The sequence below is a fragment of the Treponema sp. HNW genome (assembly GCF_050320395.1).
Taxonomy (GTDB): domain Bacteria; phylum Spirochaetota; class Spirochaetia; order Treponematales; family Treponemataceae; genus Treponema_C.
Genome location: NZ_CP144459.1, coordinates 364,290 through 384,461, shown reverse-complemented (window position 1 = coordinate 384,461; position 20,172 = coordinate 364,290). Strand labels below are relative to the sequence as shown.

Sequence of the window (20,172 nt, the reverse complement as noted above, 5' to 3'; positions counted from 1 at the left end):
CTATCATACTATTTTAGCGTACTCATTGCAATACGCTTTTCCCGTATCTTTTTTAAAAAAGCGCAGAGTTTTTCCTTTTCGCCCTCTTGGATTAAGAGGCGCAGTTTTGCAAGAGATTGTTCGAATTGCCCGATATGCAAAAGTAAAGCTTCATCGTTTTCACAAAAAAGTTCCGTCCACAAGGGGGCGTTAATCATTGCAATACGGGTTAAATCCTCGTAACTGCCCCCGCCGAATGCGGTAATTTCCGTATCTTCGGCACTGTCTACAAGGGCGGAGGCGATAACATGGCAAAGCTGGGAGGTAAAGGCGATTTTACGGTCGTGGGTTGCTCCGTCGGTGTGTATAATGCGGCCGAACCCCATAGCCTTTATAATGCGCAGCAGAGTATCGGAAGCGGACTTATCCTGCACAGGAGAACTTATTACAATATAATTGCGTCCTGTAAATATATCGGCGGACGAATGTTCATAACCTTCTTTTTCGCTTCCGGCCATGGGATGACCCAAAATAAGATGCACGTCGCGCCGCTTAAATGTGTCGAGCCGTTTTTCCGCCGCTTTTTTTACGCCGCCTATGTCGGTTATCAGGGCGCCCGCTTTAAACGAAGCTTCATGCTTTAATATAAAATCGGCGGTAAGACGGGGATACAGGCATATAAACACAACATCGCAGTTCTCAAGCATATTGCCTGCCTGCTCGGCCGTAAACGCTTCATCTATCGTGCCGTCGGCAAGGGCTTGATTCAGCACCTGTCCGTTTGTGTCGCAGGCGAAAATCTTCGACGCTTTAATATCCTCATCGGCACAACAGGCTGCGGAATCGGGTAATGAAGCGCGGCTGAAGCGGCGCACGGCCTTTGCAAAAGAGCCGCCCATAAGCCCCAAGCCGACAAAACCGTACACTTTCACAGACAGCGCCCCTCGGCTTGCGCATATTTTTTTAAAGACTGCATAATTTCATCGAATTCAAAAGGGGTAACGGCCTGTTCTCCGTCGCAAAGGGCGCATGAAGGGTTGTTGTGCACTTCAATCATCACACCGTCCGCCCCTACGGCAAAGGCGGCTTTCGACAGGGTATGCACCATCCAGTTTATGCCGCATGCGTGGCTCGGATCTATAATCACGGGCAAGTGCGTTACTTTTTTAAGGTAGGGAACGGCGCTTACGTCGAGGGTATTGCGCGTGTACGAATCGAAGGTGCGGATACCGCGTTCGCATAAAATAACGCGCTCGTTTCCCGATGCCATAATGTATTCGGCGGACATAAGCAGTTCTTTTATCGTAGCCGAAAGACCGCGCTTAAGCAAAATCGGTTTGCCGCAGCCGCCCAGCTCTTTTAATAAATCGAAGTTTTGCATATTGCGCGCGCCGACTTGAATCACATCCACATCGCGGAATTCGTCCAAATGCCTGATATTCATAAGTTCGGTTACAATCGGAAGCCCCGTCGCTTTTTTTGCGGCTTCCAAAAGCCGGATGCCTTCGGCGCCCAAGCCCTGAAAGGCATAGGGAGAAGTACGCGGTTTAAAAGCCCCGCCGCGCAAAAAGCCCGCTCCGCTTTTTTTTACTTCTTCGGCAATCGAGGTAAGCTGTGCTTCGCTTTCAACCGAACAGGGACCGGCAATAACGGCAAAACCTCCGCCACCGAAACGGCGGGAAGATGCCGCACGCGGGGAAACTTCCCCTGCCGAATCCGGCAAACCGCATTCTATGACCGTATCGTCCGGATGGAATTTGCGGTTGGCCATCTTATAGGGCTCCTGCACACGAACAACCTGAGCGACAACATCATGAGCGCGTAACGTTTCCTCGCTCATACGCGAAGTATCTCCTATGAGCCCTACAATCGTGGTATTTTCTCCGCGCGAAACGTGAACATCGGTTCCCTTTGTTTTTAAAAACGCAAGAAAATCGTCCAAATCTTTTTCGTTTGTACGAGGTTTTATAACGATAATCATAAGCTTTTGCCGCTTCCTTCAGAGTACGGAAACGTGCATCCTCCTGTAAAATAAAAAAAGACTCCTCAACGGAGTCTTTCGGTAAAACAATACCTTCGGCCTTATGCAACCGAATGCATAAAATACCGCTCCGTTCGACGAGAACAATACAAGTAATAATAGGAGTAAGTATGTTTTATATTCACGGTTTTATTTTAGCCCAAGAAAATCCCGGTGTCAAGGCGCATAATCGTTTATTTTTCATTGACTATTTTTTATTATAGTTTATAATGGAATTGTTCTTAAAAGACCTTATTATGGTTGTTTTATGAATAATTGTAAGGAAGATTATGAAAGCAATAAAAACATCAACCTATCCGCTCGATAAATGTTATGCAATAGGGCGAATACTATATAGGGATAAACCCCATATTGTTATTGCGGCCGAAAAAGAAGGCGCCTGTCTTTTGTTTACCGAAGAGGGGCAATTTGTAGAAACAATATGGCAGGGCCCCAGCGGAACCATGTCCATTGTACCGCTAAACGACAAAGACGGTTCTTTTTTGGCAACTAAAAATATGTTTTCTCCGAATGACGGGGATAAGGCATGTATTGTTTCGGTACAGCCTGCACAAAAGAATTGGCAGACAAAAACAATAGCGAAGGTTCCCTATGCGCATCGCTTTGACGTTCTTGTTTCGCAAAACAAGCGTTATTTGGTATGCGCAACGATAAAAAAAGCCTGTGAATATAAAGAAGATTGGCGTTATCCCGGTCAATATTTGGCATGCGAATTACCTGAAAACTTATCGGGAGAACAGGATTTAAAACCTCGGCTCATAGCGGACGGTTTGTTGAAAAACCACGGATATATAAGACGTACCGATACGCAGGGCGATTATTCGGTTATTTCCTGCCATACCGGAGTATTTGAAATGCATCCTCCCCAAACAGGCAAAACCGACTGGACAATAAGACAGCTTATCGGCGAACCCGTCAGCGACATTGCCTTTACCGATTTTGACGGCGACGGCCGGGATGAAATGATAACCCTCTCTCCTTTCCACGGCGATACCGTAAAAATCTTTAAACAAAAAAACGGGCAGTGGACTTGTGTATATGAGCATCCCGAAAAGCTCCCCTTCGTTCATTCGATTTGGGCGGGAAAAATAAAAGACAAAAATCTTGCCGTAATCGGACACCGTAAAGGAGACAGCCGCGACTTATATGCATTTTTTTACGAGGACGGTACATATAAGGCGGAAGTATTGGATAAAGACTGCGGCAGTACAAACGTACTCGTATACGATGTTCAGGGGATCGACTATCTTGTATCGACAAACAGAGAAATAAATGAAATTGCCTTTTACCGATTGGAACCGTAATCGGATAGAAAAACGGGTTCTGCTAAGGAAGGTTTAAAGTAAGCGTCTAAAACAGCGCAGCTTGCTTGCGTTGCGAAAGCACAAATAAAACTGCTTCCAAGGTTGATACTTTGTTGAGCTGTTTTATTTTAAGGAAAGAAAAAGATGAAATTGTATGAATTGGGTTTATATGAAAAAGCCTTACCCGGCGAACTCGGCATGGAGCAAAAGCTCATAATCGCCGGTGACTGCGGCTTTGATTTTTTACAAATAAGCATTGACGAAACCGATGAAAAAATTGCACGGCTGAATATGAGTAAGGCGGAATTGAATTATCTGAATAACCTTATGTCGGTAACCGGAGTTCCTATCCGCTCTATGTGCTTATCCGCTCATCGGAAATATCCTCTCGGAAGCGAAAATACCGCCGTAAGACAAAAAAGTTTGGATATTATGCAAAAAGCACTCGACCTTTCGGCGGCATTGGGAATTCGTCAAATTCAGCTTGCAGGCTACGACGTATATTATGAAAAGGGAAACGAACATACGCAAAGACTTTTTTTGGAAAATCTGGCAAAAAGTGCGGAAATGGCCGCAAAAGCCGGCATTATATTAGCCTTTGAAACAATGGAAACGCCTTTTATGGATACAACCGCAAAAGCCGTATATTACGTTAAGCGGATTAATTCCTGCTATCTGCAAGTATATCCGGATATAGGGAATTTAAATAATGCGGCCCTTTTATACGGCCATGATGTTTGGGAAGATTTAAAAACCGCGGCGGGGCATATTTCGGAACTCCACCTAAAAGAAACCGAACCGGGGAAATATCGAAACATGATGTACGGCGAGGGTTGTGTAGATTTTTCAAAAGCGATAGATACGGCATGGGATATGGGCGTACGCCGCTATGTTACGGAATTCTGGTATTTAGGAAATCCGAATTGGAAGGACGATATAAAAAAAGCGCATGCCTATTTCACTCCCCTGCTTACCGAAAAAGGAATCCTTAATGAAGCAAAGTAAAGAAACGGTAAACCGTCGTCATCAGCGTATTATAGAAATATTCAATGAAAAAAACCCGCTCTATGTAACGGAACTGAGTACAAAGCTCGATATTTCCGAACTTACGGTACGCCGTGATTTTGAAGCCTTGGCAAAGATGGGTATAGTAGAGCGTTTTCACGGCGGCGCCCGGCTCATTGTCCGGCATGATGACACGCCCGAGTATTCCAGCAAAAATACGATAGCACAGGAACAAAAGCGGCAAATCGCACAAATAGCCGCACGCTATATAAAAGACGGAGATACCGTATTTTTGAATGCCGGAACCACCACCTTTGAAATCATTAAGGCAATCAAAGATAAACATATTACCGTAGTTACAAATAATTCTCTCGCTTCAATTGTTTTAAGAAATACAAATGCATCTCTTATCGCAACGGGGGGCGAATTCAATGCAAAAAATCTTTCTTACTCGGGCGTACTTGCCACATATCTTATCAATAAGATATTTTCATCGGTTACCGTTTTAGGCGTTAACGGCTTGTCCGCAGCAGAGGGTGTAACAACCGCTTATTACCCTGAAACGATGATCAATCAGGAATTCCTCAAGCAAAGCAAGGGACTCAAAATTATCGCCTGTGACGGCTCCAAACTGGGTAAAACATTCAGCTTTAACACTGCACATATTACCGGCATAGACCTTGTTATCACCGATTCTTCCGCCTTACCGGCCGAAATCGAAAAAATACGGCAGCAGGGTATTCAAGTTGTTATGGCGGATGAAGACGCCCCTGCCATGTAGAGACTTGAAAATAATCGAGTTGACGGTTAATTCGTCAATTCGATTTTCAAAACGGTGTCTATTTCATCTGCAAGTTCAAAGGTTGCCTGAGGCGGATTACCGAAATTTACGAAGGTATAATCCGGAAAAAGCTGTGTAGTCCAGGGTCTGACAATCGGTACTTCACTATAGTCATACATATTATGTATGCTTTTAATGCGGGATGTCGGTATTTGCAAAGGGATGGGCCCTATACACTGGTCAAAAATATGTGCATATACGGTGTTCCCTTTTTGAGTGTAATACCCCCATTCAGGTTTTGAGAATACTGAGCGGCCGCAGCCGTATAAACTGTCGGAATATTTTTTCATCCAATGGGCCATACGTTTCATTATTTTGATAGACTTTTCCGGAATATTTCCCCTTCCGTCGGGCCCCACATTAACCAGAAGATTTCCGCCTTTGCTCACGCATTCAACAAGTTTGCGTATAAGAACTTTGGCCGATTTATAATGTGCCGTGCCCGTTACATATCCCCAGTTATTGTTCATCGTACAATTCGCTTCCCATGGTAAAGGCTCTCCGGTATCATCACAAATTCCTTGAGGCGGAACAATTTGCTCAGGGGCAACAAAATCCCCGCTGAAAACGGAAGGATTGGAGGTTCCGATACTTCCTCTGGAAGAAGCATTAACCTCAAGGCGATTATTCAAAATAATATCGGGCTGCAAAGAACGCATCATAATAACCAACTCGGTCGACTTCCATACCTCGCCTACCATTTTCCCATAAGAATTATCAAACCAAAACAAGTCTATTTTTCCGTAATTTGTAAGCAGTTCCCTAACTTGGTTATGCATATATGCCAAATAATTATCGAAATTATATTGATAATCTTTATAAGATTCGTTATCACGCATAGGATGATATAAATCACCGTAGTGAGGATAATCTTTATGGTGCCAATCAAAGAGTGAATAATACAAGCCTATTTTCAAGCCGACCGACCGAAATGCATCAACATACTCGCGCACAAGATCTTTTTTGCATTTTGTATTTGTTGATTTAAAATCGGTATATGCGCTGTCAAACAGACAAAACCCTTCATGATGTTTTGCCGTAAGTACCGCATATTTCATACCGGCCGCTGCAGCTGCTTTTGCCCATTCAGCCGGATTGTAATCTACCGGATCAAATTCATCAAAATATTTTTTATATTCTTCGGTCGGGATACGTTCATACGATTGCTTCCATTCTCCGATAGCGGGAACGGCATATAGGCCCCAATGAATAAACAAGCCAAAACGATCGTGCATCATCCAAGCAGTCCGCTTATTGCGTTCTTCTTTATAAGACATACTTTTACCCTTTCACAGCACCGGCGAGCATACCGCGCTGAACATTTTCATGAAATAATAAATAGATAATAATCATCGGTAACACCGCGATAATAATTGAAGCAAAAACGGGGCCCATCCGTATAGAATAATCACCGGTAAAATACATTAAACTTCGTGATATAGGATATTTTTCGGGAGCATGTAATAGAATAACCGAAAAGACAAGTTCACTGTAACCGTAAATAAAAGATAAAATAGCTACGGTAGCAATTATAGGCGTACACACAGGCAGCATTATTCTTAATAAAATGCCCAGTCTGCCGCACCCGTCAATTATGGCAGCTTCATCAAGTTCTCTGCTTACCCCGTTAAGATATCCGGTGATCAAAAAGATTGCCTGAGGCAGCTGAAATGTTGTATATACTAAAATAAGCATCCAATGTTTATTTGCCCCTTGAAGCTGCGCAGCCAATTTTGATATAGGTATAATAGTAGTGTGAATAGGAATCATAACTCCGGTTAAAAATAGCAGATAGAGGGGGCGAATAAATTTAAAGTTATCACGAGATAATGCATATGACGCAAAAAGCGCTATTGTACATACAGACATTGTTGTTCCAACGGCAAGTTTGAGCGAGTTCCATACGCCGCGAAAAATCTTCGCCGCAAAAAGAGCGTCATAATAGTTTTGCCAAATAACAGTTCTCGGCAATGCAAACATCTGTCCGAATATCCCTTGATTATCTTTAAGCGAACATAGAAAGCTCACAAATAAAGGGTAAATGGTAATCACAGACCATAGTATTCCGAAGATAAATAAAAAATACTGTCCGCGTTTTAATTTCATCCGATATCCTCTTGGAAAAATTTATTCAACATCAAACTTAAAACAAAACCGGTTAATAAAATAATAGTGCCTATCGTATTGCCGTGTCCGAAATTTTTAAAAACAAACGCCTCATTATACAGCAGTGTTGCGGGAACCTCCGAGCTTCCGTTGGGACCTCCACCGGTCATTGAAAACATAAGATCAAACGTTTTAAGACAGCCGGTAACACATAAAACGGAGAAGATTTTAAAATATCCTTTCATCATCGGTAAGGTGACATAAAAAAGTTTTTGCCGCTTATCGGCACCGTCAATAGTAGCGGCTTCATACAATTCTTGAGGTATCGAAACAAGACCCGATGCAAAAATCAGCATATTAAAACCCGCATAAGTCCATTCATTTACCAGCACGACGGTTATAACGTTCAATTTCGGATTCCCCAGCCAATTGCGGGTAAAGCCTTCTCCACCCAATTTCAATAACACAGAATTGAGCAAGCCCCAATTGGGTTCAAGAATATAAACCCACATAAGACCAACGGCAGTCAAAGGAAGCATAATAGGCATAAAAAAAGCCGTTTTAAAAAACCTTGTCCACGGCAGGGAAGAGGTAATAATCGTTGCGAGCAAAAATGCCAACGGCATTAATACAACAAAACCGCCGATTAAAAAAATACCGGAGTTTTTCATAGCAAGCCAGAATTGAGGAGCCTGTAAAATCTCTTTATAATTTTTTAGGCCTACAAAAATCATAGGAGCACTTGCAATGCCCTTCCACGAATAAAAAGACTGTATAACCGCCTGAAAGATCGGATTCAGTAGAAAAATACAAAATAATGTCAAGGCAGGTAATAAATATAACAGCGAATAAACTCTTTTAATAACAGTTTTCACTATGTCCTTCTTATACTCTAATCATAAAATACGGACTGTCCAAAAATCAGACTGCTTTTAGACAGTTCCGTAGTCGCTAAAAAAACCTTATTTATTTTTCATGCGCTGTGTAATATTTGTCCCTACCTGTTCGGGGGTGTCTCCGATGAACAAGCCCTGTAAAGCGGTACGTACAGTATTAAGCATATGGGTTTCCGAATCGTAGTTTTGAATATCGTCTTTATACGCCGTTGCATTTGCTATAACCGATTTTACTTGAATCGTCAAATCGTTAACAACAGTATCTTTTAAAGAAGTAAATTTGACAGGATAAATTCCTCCGCTGCATGCTTTTTCCAAACCGGCATAATATTCCTGACTGGTAAGAAATTTGACAACTTTAACTGCAGCTTCGTTTGTTTTTGCATCTTTTTTTGCAATGCTGAAACCCTGTCCCGCACCGCCTTGAAATGCTCCGTCATATTTAGGATTTATACCGGGAAAAGCAACGATTTTAACACCCTTGCCTACGGGAGATGCGGAAACATCACTTACAAACCATGCGCCGTCATAGCGGAATGCGGTCTGTCCTGAAAGGAAAGCGGCCTTTTCACCGTTGTTATCGACACCGATTGCATTCTTTCCGAAATAACCTTTATCGTTAAATTCTTTTATCTTGGCATAAAGACTCAGCATCTCCGGGCCATTATATTTTAAGCTTCTGTTTGCCAAAGCGCTGACGGCGTCGGGACCGTATGATTTTAATACAAGATTATTTAACAAATGCCCTGCACGGAAATTATTCTTTTCTCCGAGTAAAAAGGGAGAAACACCCTTTTTTACCAAGGCCGCACATACATTCTCGAGTTCTGAAAATGTTGTAGGAACGGACAATCCGTGTTGTTTAAGCAAATCGGCATTGGCATATAAAACAATTGCATACAGCATAACGGGAACACCGTATACACCTTTAGGATTTGAAAAGGTCCATTTTTCAAAAAGGGGTAAAAAGCTGTTTTTCCACTGCGGGTCCGCATCAAGGTAAGGAGTTAAGTCGAGAAGTACACCGCTTTCAACATAATCTTTCAGTCTTGTGCCGCCGTATTCAATGAATATTTCGGGCTGCGTACCTGCTGCAAACTGCGAGCCCAGTTTATCAAAGTAAGCTTTTTCTTCCGTAACATGATCGCCGACAATGACAATGCCGTTATTTTGAGCATTGAATTCCTCTATCTTCTGGCGGAAGTACACGGCAAGCGCATCTTCTCCTCCCCAGCGACTGGAAAGCCGTATTGTAATCGGCTTATCGTCGGATTTTGATCCATCCTTTGTCCCTCCGGCACTCAGTACAGCAACAGTCAAACACATTCCCAAAACGACTGCTAAGATTTTTTTCATCCTTTTCTCCTTTTTCTTGGTTGAATCACGATATATAGGAACTTTATATTATCCTATATAAATATAATTGCATGAAATTATCAATTTGTCAAACAAAATATTCATTATTCGTTCATTTTTTACTTAAAAAAGTTCAAATCAACCACCTTTCAATCATATAACAATCTTATTTTGTTATAAAATCGACCGGAACGGCGTATTCGGCTCATACTCAAAACAGTCGTGAAAGCCGCGGTCGTGGTGGTAATGGATTTTATCCTTATCGGTCGGATAAACGTATTTTCCGCCTACTTCCCAAAAAAACGGATGAAATTTATAACCGAGCCGATCTTTTTTCATATCCCACAAAACCTTAATTTCGTTCAAGTCGGGCATAAAATTCGACCATACATCATAATGAACCGGAATTAAAACCGCACAATTTAAAGCTTCGGCCATTCGCAGCATATCGACACTGGTCATTTTATCCTGAATACCGACGGGATTTTCTCCGTAACTGCCCAAGGCTATGTCTATTTTATGATCCTTGCCGTGCTTTGCAAAATAAATAGAGTAATGGGAATCCCCGCTGTGGTAAATATTTCCTCCGGGTGTTTTAAACAAAAAATTTACCGCCTTATCATCCATATCGCTCGGACAAATACCCCGTATATCCTGATATCCGTCGGTAGTAACCAAACATGTTCTGTCAAACGAATCAAGAGCAAGGATTTCGGTGTCCTTGATTTTAACCGAATCGCCGGGTTTTACAACAATACATCTTTCCTCCGGTACACCCCATTTTACCCACAGTTCAACCGATTTTTTCGGGCCGATAAAGGGAATGGACGAATCAAGATTTTTTACCACATGGGCGGCAACATTGGGGTCTATATGATCCTGATGATAATGAGTGGATAAAACCGCGTCGACATGTTTGATTGCAAAGGGATCGATAACAAAAACGGAACTGCGTAAATTGGGCTGCAATCTTCGGCAGCCTCCCATATTGGCCATTTGATGCCCTGCAACCATATCTTTTACTTTTTTTGTACGTTTTCCCTTGCCGCACCAAAGGTCGGTACAGATATTTGCCCCTCCGGGGGTTTTGACCCAAAGCCCTACATTTCCGAGCCACCACATTGCTACCGTATTCGGCCGGACAATTTCTTCTTCAATTTCTTCATTCAACCATGTTCCCCATTCGGGAAAAGAGTCCAATATCCAGGACTCTCTGGTTATTTCATCGATTTTTGCCATAGATTGTCTCCTCAAATTGATTTTTATCTTTAGATGTTAATTCCAAAACAAGCTGTCTATACATAGCTTGTTCTTCCAAGGTACTTTCAAAACACGAAATCTCCGCCTGTGTACTTAGTGCATCAAAGGCCTGCCTGTGATCGGAATATAAACCGAGGGCGCAAGCGGCACTTATCCATGCGCCGCAGGTGGTAGCTTCGCTTTTTTGCGTATACATAATCCGCCTCCCCAAAACGGCGGCTTGTATGTGCATAAACAAAGCATCTTTTGCAAGTCCTCCTGAAATACGAACAACAGGACAAACGATTTCCATTGATTTTTCGACACAGGCAAAACACTCGCCTACAGCGGCGGCAATTCCTTCCAAAGCCGCACGGGCAATATCATTTTTGCCGGCATTAAAATTCAAACCGTAGAGCGCTCCCCGTGCTTCCGGGCGCCAAAACGGAGTTCCCTTTCCCGCAAAATGAACGGAAAAACGCAGTCCGTTCGCCCCGGGAGGCGAAAGAGAACAGGCTTGTGTAAAATTCTCATATTTGCATTTTTCATCGGAAGATGCAAAAAACCGGTCGTTAACCCAATCGAGAGTTTTACCCGCACTTAACACGCTCCCTTCCGCTACCCACAGTCCGTTTATGGCGGATACATTGCAGCTTACGCCGTTTTCGAACGCATAGACGGGCTTATCGACAAGACCGAGTACAAAGGCTCCCGTACCCGTATTTATCATAACATCCCCTGCGGAAATACAGCCGAGTCCCAAGGCCGCACATTGTTGATCGCCTCCTGCAGAAATAACGGGCAGCGGTTCGGTTATACCGTATAGAGCGGATATACGTTCGGTCGTTTTGCCCGCAACGGAACCGACCGGTATAAGAGGACAAAGTTTTTCTTTTTCGATTCCGAATAATGCAATAAGTTCATCGGCCCAATCCGATTCGGCAATATTAAAGAGGGAGGTACGGCTTGCAATTGATGTATCGGTTGCAAAAGTTCCGCATAGCTGAAACAACGTATATTCGCAAAAGCCGATTAATTTATACGCTTTCCGGTATATGTCCGGTTTATTTTCTTTAAACCACCGCATTTTGGGAGCGGAAAAAACCGGAGAAAGACGCATGCCCGTAATCGAATATATATGTGCTTCTTCCTCCTTTAATTCGGTACATATAGTACAGGCCCGTGTATCCTGCCACATTACGGCACAAGAAAGGGGATTACCGCATTTATCAACCGCTATGACGGACGAACGCTGAGCGGTAACCGCAAAGCCCTCTATACGGACTGCATTATCTTTTACATAGCGCGCAGCCTCTTCCAAAGCCGACCATAAAAACTCAGTAAACACATGCATATCCATTTCAGCCGAACCGGATGCGGAATAAGATAACGAGTATTTTTTTTGACTGTAATATACAATGGTGCCGCAAGAATCCGCAAGCGAAACCCGCAAACTGGAAGTTCCCGCATCAACAACAACAATCATTCCTTCTTCCCTTACAAGTTCACTATATGTTCTTTTTTGAGTTTTGTCAAATAATAAACACTGTTTTAGGAGGTTTTAATTAAAATAAATCATAAATCATTCGTAAAATACGGATAAAAGCAGCCGGAAACTGATTAAAGGCATTAAATCGCAGGCGGACCGGACTTCCCTTTTTAACCGCGACAGAAATTTATCTTATCCGTGTAATGCGCTTTTTTTAAAACCGCTCACCCTGGCCGAAGCGGTGGTATTCCACGGACTGGTATCTCCGCGTTCAAGATAGCGGTATCCGACACCCGCAATCATTGCGCCGTTGTCGGTACATAATTTAAGAGAAGGAAAAATACAACGCAAATCGCTCCGTTCGGCAAGCAGGGCCCTAAGACGCGAATTGGCGGCAACACCGCCGCCTGCGACAATCGTTTTTAAGCCCGTGTCATCAACGGCTTTAAAAAGACGGCTTAATAAAATCTTGACCGCCGTTTCCTGAAAAGAGGCGGCAATATTTTCGGGCGTTTTTTCAAAATCGGGATTCCAAAAACGGTCGATTTGATTTATAACGGCGGTTTTTAAGCCGGAATACGAAACGTCATACGAATATTCTCCCTTGTGAAGGGACGGAAGGGGAAAACGGGCGGCGGCGGGATTTCCGTTTTTTGCAAGTTTGTCGATAATAACACCCCCCGGATAACCGAAACCGTAAAATTTTGCCACCTTGTCGAATGCTTCTCCTGCGGCATCGTCAACCGTTGTGCCCAGTACTTCTATATCGTCAAAATTCGATACTTTGCAAATAATACTGTGGCCGCCTGAAACCAAAAGTCCCAAATACGGATATTCGATATCCTGCTCAAGATGGGCGGCATACAAGTGGCCGAGCATGTGATTTACCGCAATAAAGGGTTTATTAAGCGACCATGCAAGGGTTTTTGCAAAGGTCAAGCCGACCAAAAGGGAGCCCATAAGACCGGGACGGTTTGTCGCCGCAACCGCATCGATATCGGTCATCTGTAAGCCCGCTTCATCGAGGGCGCGCCGTACTACAGGCAAAATCCATTCGGCATGCTTGCGGCTTGCAATTTCGGGTACAACGCCGCTGTACACTTCATGAAAGGGAATTTGTGTAGCGACAACATTGCTCAATATGTGCCGTCCGTTTTCAACTACGGCGGCCGACGTTTCATCGCAGGAAGATTCTATACCCAATACTTTCATTGTTTCCTCTTTAGTTTTTCATACGGCTCAAGGTAGTAAAAACATAGCCCTGATTTTTCAGGTCCGTATACATTTCATTCAGCAATGCGGCAAGAGGCGGTGTCTGCACATGTCCTATCATAATCGCATAGCCTTTTTTATCCGCTATTGCAAGCCCCTTTTCAATCATCGCACGCATTTCCGCCTTTACCGGCTTATTGTCCAAAAAAACATCGCGCTCCCATATATGCATACCGCGTTCCATGGCTGCAAAGGGGGCCTGTGTTTTCGGACCGGTGCGCGAATCCAAAAACATGATTTTTTCATCTATACACACATCGAGGACCGCTCCGATAAGCTTGCGGTCGGCGGTTATAAGAGAACCCTCGTGGTTATTCATGCCGGCAATCGGGGCGATTTCTGCGATATTTTTGCGTACAATACGGGCCGCCTCTCCGGTAGTCATATCGGGCTGAATGGAGCCGGGCCCCGGATTGATTGAAAGGTCTACAGCCTGCATGGGTTGATGTAAAAACACTTCTTTTCCCGCAGCCCGTACCGCAGCCGCAGTCGCTTTTGACTCGGGTAAACCGGGTAACACGGCAATCGTGAGGGGAAAGGGCAAATCCAAAAAAGGCTTAGCCTGCTTTAAGCTGTTTCCCGCATCGTCAAATATAAAGATAAGCTTACCGCTTTTTTTAACCGGCGGAGGAACTTGAGGAGCAACAGACTCGGGTTGTACCGGAAGAGGCTTATCGGCGGGCTTTTTCGGACTGTCAGGAACGGAAGGAAGTGCGGGAAGGGGCTTATCGGCAGGGCGGGGAGCCATTGCCAAAGACTCCGACTTTTCAACGCTTTTTTTCTCCGGCAGTTCCGATTTTGCCGCAGAAGAAACATCGGGAGGTTCGCTCACCGTTTCCGCCGTATGTTTTTTTTCATTAACGGCGGTACTGAAAAAAAGAAGGGCAAATCCCGCTAAAATAAGAGCCGCTCCTATGAGTATCAGTCTTTTTTTAGGAATTTTAACTTGCGGAGATTTTCTTTTCATACAATGATTTATAATAACCGTTTGCCCGACCGATGTCAATCGTCGGGGTAAAATCAAAAACCCCTAAAAGAAGGCCGTTTCCGATAGAACTCCTTTCAGGGGCAGGAGGATTTTTATCAGCCGATTTGTGCTTCGTCCAATACTTTGCGCATTTTTGCCCTGGCACGCAGCTCTATTTGCCGGATTGTTTCCGGAGCCAAGCCCATTTTTGAGCTGAGTTGATGCAAAGTGATTTTATCGCCGAAAATCGATGCCCTGTACTTATTGAGCAAAACGGCGCTTTCTTTGCGCGGTAAACGGCGGATAAGATTTTCGCATTCCAAACGCGAAATACGGTTTAATGCCTTTGTTTCGGTACATTCGGACTGATCTACCAACAAATCGGAAAATGTTAAGCCGCCTTCAATACTTACCCTTTCATCGAGGCTGACAACGGCATAATTATACTGAAGCAATTTTTTTACCTTGTCTTCATCCATATTCAAATATACCGCAATTTCCCGAGCAGTAGGCTCGCGGTGAAAATGCTGTCTTAACTCATCAAGAGCGGCCATCACGGTACGTACCGATTCTTCTTTTTGTGCAGGCAGCGGAATTGCCGTATCCTTTAAGCGTATAAATCTCAGTATCGATTGAGTAATCCATACATAGGCGTAGGTTGAAAAACGGGTGTTAAAAGATTCACAAAACTTTGAAGCCGCCGTCATCAAGCCCATATTTCCTTCCTGTATCAAATCCATGGTAGAAACCGAAGGCCCTGAATACTTAAGCGCAACGGAAACAACAAGGCGCAAGTTCGAATTGATTAATACCTATTTCGCCCCTTCATCGCCGTCTTGAATTTTACGAGCCAACTCTTTTTCCTGCTCGGGGGAAAGCAGAGGAAACTTTTTCAACTGTTCAATGTACATCGTATAAATTTTATCTTCCATAGTGTTTTCTCCCTTACTGACTATCTATATCCGAGCAAGAATCGTGCCAACTACAGAAGCGACGAAAAAAAATTTATTTTATTATATAACAATGATTTACATCTTTCGATAAGAGGAGTAAAATCCCTGTCTACTTTTGTAGACAGATGCAATGTCTATTTTTGTAGACTTTTATGATTCAACAGGATAGGTACGGCACAAGCCCCGGTCATCTTTAAAAATATAGTTGTTTGCGTCTTTTTGAACTTGAATCTCAAAACAATCGTTTTGCAATCGGAGCAAATTAAACTTTCCGCCGCCTCCGGGAATATCGACCGCATATACGGGAAGGGAAAGCCCTGATAATTCATTGCGCAGTTTGTCGTAGAGCCGTAAACCTTCATCAATCGGAACGCGAAAATGAGAGGTTCCCGGAGCCAAATCGCCCTGAAAAAGATAGCCCGGCTTTATACCGAGTAAGGTTAATTCGGTAAACAAATCGCTAAGCACACTGAGGTTGTCGTTAATGCCACGCAAAAGTACCGTTTGACTTTGCATCGGTATTCCGTTTTCCGCAAGTGCGGATAGGGCAGCATGGGCTTCGGGGGCAAAATCGGGAGAAAATTCGGCGGCATGGTTTATATGAGGAATAAGCCACAGCGGTTTATAAGCTTTTAGTAAGGCAAGCAGGCGCGGCGTAAAGCGTTCGGGCGCAAATACGGGGGCACGCGTACATACGCGGATGAGCAAATCGGCTCGGCAAGAGCGTAAAGCGCCCAATAAAGCTTCAAGCTGCGTATCGGAGCCGGTCAAAGGGTCGCCGCCCGATAAAAGCACTTCCCGAACTTCACTGTGCGCCCCGATATATGCACAAAGTTCATCTATTTGCGCAGCGGAGGCAAACGGATAATCGAGGGCGGAACTGTTGCGGCGAAAGCAATAACGGCAGCGGGCAAAACAGCGCCCCGTTGTTACAAAAAGGCAGCGGTTTTTATATTGATGAATAATGCGGTTTTTGTACTGCCCGTTTTTATGTTCGGTATTTTTATCGCATTCCGCGTGTACACTGTAAAGGGTCGAACCGAGAGGATCATCGTTTTCATAGGGCAACACAATGTTTTCTTTGTTCGAGACGGCAAGTTGTTTCCGTAAGGCGTTCAATGCCTGCCCCGGCTTCGAATCCTGCGGGGATTTAAAAAGGGCGTGCTCAAGAGCCGCCTCAAGGCGTTCCATGACGGAACGCCAGTGGGGACTGATTTGTTCAATCATTATATATTATAAATTACAATATAAGTTAAAAACCGGGAGCTACGTTAAAAACTGTGCTTGTAGCTGAGCGCGATGCGGCTAAAATACCATTCGCGGCCGGTAAAGCCCAAATCTTCAATGAACATTTCTTTTGATTTTGTATATTCTTTTGCAAACCGGCGGCGGCTTGAAAATTGGAACTGGGTTGTAAGCGCATCTTTTTCGGAAAATTTAAAAACAAACACGGGACTTACCGCAATTTTCATAAAACCGGGATTCATATGATGATATTGTTCGGCAAAATCTTTTTTTCCGTTAAACTGGCCGTCAAGCTCCGTTTGAACGGCGACGGTGTCCAATACGGGTACAAGCGGCATTTGGTATCCGATAATAAAGTTTGCTCCATACTGCCAGCCGTTGATTTTTTCACCGCTTCCCTGATACAGCCAAGGATTGCCGTTTTCGCCGCCCGACGTAATGCCGCGGTACATCACCTTGTAGGAATTATAAGTAATCACGTGATTCCAATCTCCCGGTACAACGGCGGCAAGGTCGAACATAAAGGCACCCTGAAACCATGCATCCCAGCGTGCGCTCTTAAAGGGAAGACTTTCATACGAACCGTATTTTTTTAATGTATCATCGTATTTAAGCGGATTCCATTTTGCAAGACCCTGAATGCCGATAAAATCCCACGCGGCGCCGATAGACGTTCCGGCCGAAAAGTTTAAAAAGGCAATAGGTGTAAAGCTTATTCCCAAAGCGGGAGCAATAGATACGGGACTTAATTCAAAATCCGCGTAAAAACGAAGTTTGTTGTCTTTTACAAGCGCATTTTCTCCGAAGGGAACGGGAATCGTATAACCGGCGGTTCCCGTTACACGGAACTCCAAACCGCTGTAAATACCGGTCATCGGCGCAAAATGAGCCTTTCCCGAAGTTCCGCTTTTATACGCGCTTTTGGGATAATAGGCAAAATCCGTTGTAACCGAAAAATCCCAGGGACTTTTTTCCTCGGCACTTTCGGCATATACGATGCCGAATAAAGCGAAAACCGCCAAACATACAAGTAGTGTCTTTTTCATACTGTCTCCCATAAAAGTCAAAAAAAGTGTCGCTTTCGATTGACTTTTTACGCACGTTCGCAGCGAAGTGAGAACGTACATATAATATACAAGTTTGCAATAAGCAAACTCGGCAAGCTGAAAGCCGCGCCGGCCGTACGCTGTTCAGCTTACATCCTTAACCGCCATTATCCCGTAAAAACGGCTTTTATTCTAGTAGCGAAGCAGGTTCTTCAAAAACATCTTTTCAGATGTTTTATCGATTTGACTAAAATACGGGAATTTTGTATTTTATGTATACACTACAAAAAAGGAATATATTTATGGAAAGAAAAATAAAAACATCGGTTACCGGATTTCCCGCACAAGACGGAGCGGGAGTCAATTTAGTCCGTGTATTGGGACACGGTACGACAAGCGATTTTGATCCGATTTTAATGCTCGATTCGTTCGACAGTACAAATCCCGACGATTATACGGCGGGTTTTCCCATGCATCCGCATCGGGGTATTGAAACCGTCAGCTATGTATACAAGGGAAAAATGAAGCACAAAGACAGCCTCGGTTTTGAAGATACGGTTGCAGACGGTGAAGTACAATGGATGACAGCCGGCAGGGGCATCCTTCACGAAGAAAAACTGCCTGCAAGCGAACGGCTTTTGGGGGTGCAGCTGTGGCTTAATTTGCCGGCGGACAAAAAAATGGTACCGCCCGAATACCGCAGTATAAAAAATGCGGAAATAAAAGAAATTCCTTTTACAGGCGGCTATATACGGCTTCTTGCCGGCACTTATAAAGAACACAAGGGATTTCAAAGCAAATACCTGCCGCTCAATTACTACGATATTACGCTCAATGCGGATGCGGAACTGACGCTTGATACGGCATATGAGGATTCCGTTATGCTGTTTACCCTTCTTTCCGACGTTTTTGTAAACGGTGAACGGGTAAAAGAAAAAACCGCGGTAAAATTAAGCGAAGGCGATTCCGTTACCGTAAAGGCCGCAGACAAAACGGCAAAAGTGTTGTTTATCGGCTCAACGGCATTGCACCAGCCGATTGCATGGGGCGGCCCTATAGTTATGAACACAAAAGCGGAATTACAGCAAGCCTTTGCGGATTTGGAAAACGGAAATTTTATACAATAGCGGCTTACGAGCATATCGTAAATAGAAAATTTGAGTATAACCTGCGGTTATACAGTGATATAAGGAGAACTATATGGAATTTATACAGTCTTTGGAAAAGCGCAGAAGCTATTATAACATTACAAAAAAACTGCCGATTGCAATCGATGAGGTCGGTTCCGTAATAAAAAAAGTAACGGAAGCGGTACCCGATGCCTTTAATATGAAAAGCGCCAGGCTTGTTACGGTATTCGGTGAAAAGCATGATTTGCTTTGGGACTCGATATATGAGGTTTTTAACGGAAAAGTCCCGCGGGAAAAAATCGATTCTTTTAAGGCGGGAGCCGGTACCGTTCTCTTCTTTTACGATGAAAAAACGGTAAAAGCACTGCAGGAAAAATTTGCAGCCTATGCGGCAAATTTTCCGGTATGGGCAAATCAGGCAAACGGAATGCTTCAGCTTGCCGTTTGGACAGCTTTGCGTGAAAAGGGAATCGGAGCTTCATTGCAGCACTATAATCCGGTTATCGACGAAAAGGTAAAAGAGCTTTTTTCCGTCCCCGCAGAATATATACTGCTTGCCCAAATGCCTTTCGGCGGAATCGGAAGCGAACCCGAACCGAAAGAAAAAGAAAATATCGACACAAGAGTAAAAATTATAATATAGCGGTTTGTGCCTATGTATGTAACCTGTCTTGATTTGGAAGGAGTTTTGGTTCCCGAAATATGGATTGCCTTTGCCGAAAAAACCGGTATAAAGGAATTGCGGCTTACCACGCGCGATATAAGCGATTACGATGTGCTTATGCACAAGCGTTTGGATATTTTAAAAGAGCATAAACTCGGTTTGAGCGCGATTCAGGATGTAATCGCTCAAATCGATCCGATGCCGGGGGCAAAGGATTTTTTGGATGAGCTGAGAACACGCTGTCAGGTTATTATTTTATCCGATACCTTTACGCAGTTTTCGCTTCCGCTTATGAAAAAGCTGGGTATGCCCCTTATTTTTTGCAACGAATTGATTGTCGATTCGGACGGTATGATAAGCGGCTATAAACTGCGCCAACAAAACGGAAAGTATCATGCAGTCTGCGCTTTGCAGTCAATCGGGTTCGACACGATTGCCGCAGGAGATTCGTTTAACGACCTTGCGATGATAAAGCAAAGCCGAAAGGGCTTTTTGTTCCGCGCTCCGGAACACATTATTGCCGAAAATCCCGCAATCCCGGCTTTCAGCGAATACGGCGATTTATTAAAGGCGATAAGCGAAACGCTTGCCCAAGCTTAAAAACGGCGGGCTTGTAAAATCCGGTACACCGGAAAAACG

Annotated in this window: 20 protein-coding genes; 6 read left to right on the top strand and 14 right to left on the bottom strand. The window is 43.9% G+C overall.

The genetic code is table 11. The features are described from left to right. Window positions 1-8: 8 nt before the first annotated feature. Window positions 9-911 carry a prephenate dehydrogenase gene (locus tag V1L52_RS01760; protein WP_428770581.1) on the bottom strand — a complete coding sequence of 301 codons (903 nt, stop codon included), beginning with the start codon at window positions 909-911 and terminating at the stop codon, window positions 9-11. Continuing rightward, the gene (gene aroF, locus V1L52_RS01755; RefSeq protein WP_428770580.1) at window positions 908-1,960 is read right to left on the bottom strand and encodes a 3-deoxy-7-phosphoheptulonate synthase; all 1,053 of its coding nucleotides are present in this window, start codon (window positions 1,958-1,960) and stop codon (window positions 908-910) included. Before aroF ends, V1L52_RS01760 begins: the two co-directional genes overlap by 4 nt. Window positions 1,961-2,289: 329 nt before the next feature. Between aroF and V1L52_RS01750 the strand changes: the two genes are divergently transcribed. From V1L52_RS01750 to V1L52_RS01740, 3 genes are all read left to right on the top strand, one after another. Then, window positions 2,290-3,324: a hypothetical protein gene (locus V1L52_RS01750; protein ID WP_428770579.1), complete on the top strand. Its 1,035-nt coding sequence runs from the start codon at window positions 2,290-2,292 to the stop codon at window positions 3,322-3,324. 144 nt (window positions 3,325-3,468) lie between these two features. Next, entirely contained in the window at window positions 3,469-4,329 is an 861-nt protein-coding gene (locus V1L52_RS01745) for an L-ribulose-5-phosphate 3-epimerase (RefSeq protein ID WP_428770578.1), read from the top strand. Then, window positions 4,316-5,110, top strand: a complete 795-nt coding sequence (locus tag V1L52_RS01740; RefSeq protein WP_428770577.1) for a DeoR/GlpR family DNA-binding transcription regulator — start codon at window positions 4,316-4,318, stop codon at window positions 5,108-5,110. The genes V1L52_RS01745 and V1L52_RS01740 overlap by 14 nt, the downstream gene beginning before the upstream one ends. 26 nt (window positions 5,111-5,136) lie before the next feature. Here V1L52_RS01740 and V1L52_RS01735 read toward each other — a convergent pair whose 3' ends face one another. The 12 genes from V1L52_RS01735 to V1L52_RS01680 all read right to left on the bottom strand — a co-directional run bounded on the left by V1L52_RS01735 (window position 5,137) and on the right by V1L52_RS01680 (window position 17,739). Further along, a complete protein-coding gene (locus V1L52_RS01735) occupies window positions 5,137-6,447 on the bottom strand; it encodes an alpha-L-fucosidase (RefSeq protein WP_428770576.1) in 1,311 nt (436 codons plus the stop codon). A gap of 4 nt (window positions 6,448-6,451) precedes the next feature. Continuing rightward, window positions 6,452-7,276 (bottom strand): carbohydrate ABC transporter permease, encoded by an 825-nt coding sequence (locus V1L52_RS01730; RefSeq protein ID WP_428770575.1) that lies wholly within the window; start codon window positions 7,274-7,276, stop codon window positions 6,452-6,454. Further along, window positions 7,273-8,100 carry a carbohydrate ABC transporter permease gene (locus V1L52_RS01725; protein WP_428770574.1) on the bottom strand — a complete coding sequence of 276 codons (828 nt, stop codon included), beginning with the start codon at window positions 8,098-8,100 and terminating at the stop codon, window positions 7,273-7,275. Before V1L52_RS01725 ends, V1L52_RS01730 begins: the two co-directional genes overlap by 4 nt. A gap of 138 nt (window positions 8,101-8,238) precedes the next feature. Continuing rightward, window positions 8,239-9,528 (bottom strand): ABC transporter substrate-binding protein, encoded by a 1,290-nt coding sequence (locus tag V1L52_RS01720; protein WP_428770573.1) that lies wholly within the window; start codon window positions 9,526-9,528, stop codon window positions 8,239-8,241. A gap of 174 nt (window positions 9,529-9,702) precedes the next feature. After that, window positions 9,703-10,767 (bottom strand): L-ascorbate 6-phosphate lactonase, encoded by a 1,065-nt coding sequence (gene ulaG, locus V1L52_RS01715; RefSeq protein WP_428770572.1) that lies wholly within the window; start codon window positions 10,765-10,767, stop codon window positions 9,703-9,705. Continuing rightward, on the bottom strand, window positions 10,751-12,253 hold the full coding sequence (locus V1L52_RS01710) for a xylulokinase (RefSeq protein WP_428770571.1): 1,503 nt from the start codon (window positions 12,251-12,253) through the stop codon (window positions 10,751-10,753). The genes ulaG and V1L52_RS01710 overlap by 17 nt, the downstream gene beginning before the upstream one ends. A 195-nt stretch (window positions 12,254-12,448) precedes the next feature. Next, a complete protein-coding gene (gene tsaD, locus V1L52_RS01705) occupies window positions 12,449-13,468 on the bottom strand; it encodes a tRNA (adenosine(37)-N6)-threonylcarbamoyltransferase complex transferase subunit TsaD (RefSeq protein WP_428770570.1) in 1,020 nt (339 codons plus the stop codon). A 10-nt stretch (window positions 13,469-13,478) separates the two neighbouring features. Further along, window positions 13,479-14,495 carry a divergent polysaccharide deacetylase family protein gene (locus V1L52_RS01700; RefSeq protein WP_428770569.1) on the bottom strand — a complete coding sequence of 339 codons (1,017 nt, stop codon included), beginning with the start codon at window positions 14,493-14,495 and terminating at the stop codon, window positions 13,479-13,481. A 116-nt stretch (window positions 14,496-14,611) separates the two neighbouring features. Continuing rightward, window positions 14,612-15,289, bottom strand: a complete 678-nt coding sequence (locus tag V1L52_RS01695) for a sigma-70 family RNA polymerase sigma factor (RefSeq protein ID WP_428770568.1) — start codon at window positions 15,287-15,289, stop codon at window positions 14,612-14,614. 18 nt (window positions 15,290-15,307) lie between these two features. Beyond that, the gene (locus V1L52_RS01690) at window positions 15,308-15,427 is read right to left on the bottom strand and encodes a sigma-70 factor domain-containing protein (protein ID WP_428770567.1); all 120 of its coding nucleotides are present in this window, start codon (window positions 15,425-15,427) and stop codon (window positions 15,308-15,310) included. A 171-nt stretch (window positions 15,428-15,598) separates the two neighbouring features. Next, on the bottom strand, window positions 15,599-16,675 hold the full coding sequence (locus V1L52_RS01685) for a KamA family radical SAM protein (protein ID WP_428770566.1): 1,077 nt from the start codon (window positions 16,673-16,675) through the stop codon (window positions 15,599-15,601). A gap of 44 nt (window positions 16,676-16,719) precedes the next feature. Continuing rightward, window positions 16,720-17,739 carry a hypothetical protein gene (locus V1L52_RS01680; RefSeq protein WP_428770565.1) on the bottom strand — a complete coding sequence of 340 codons (1,020 nt, stop codon included), beginning with the start codon at window positions 17,737-17,739 and terminating at the stop codon, window positions 16,720-16,722. A 302-nt stretch (window positions 17,740-18,041) separates the two neighbouring features. Between V1L52_RS01680 and V1L52_RS01675 the strand changes: the two genes are divergently transcribed. The 3 genes from V1L52_RS01675 to thrH all read left to right on the top strand — a co-directional run bounded on the left by V1L52_RS01675 (window position 18,042) and on the right by thrH (window position 20,133). Then, on the top strand, window positions 18,042-18,866 hold the full coding sequence (locus V1L52_RS01675) for a pirin family protein (RefSeq protein WP_428770564.1): 825 nt from the start codon (window positions 18,042-18,044) through the stop codon (window positions 18,864-18,866). 73 nt (window positions 18,867-18,939) lie between these two features. Then, a complete protein-coding gene (locus tag V1L52_RS01670) occupies window positions 18,940-19,512 on the top strand; it encodes a nitroreductase family protein (protein WP_428770563.1) in 573 nt (190 codons plus the stop codon). Between the two features lie 12 nt (window positions 19,513-19,524). Next, the gene (gene thrH / locus V1L52_RS01665; protein WP_428771846.1) at window positions 19,525-20,133 is read left to right on the top strand and encodes a bifunctional phosphoserine phosphatase/homoserine phosphotransferase ThrH; all 609 of its coding nucleotides are present in this window, start codon (window positions 19,525-19,527) and stop codon (window positions 20,131-20,133) included. Window positions 20,134-20,172 lie beyond the last annotated feature (39 nt).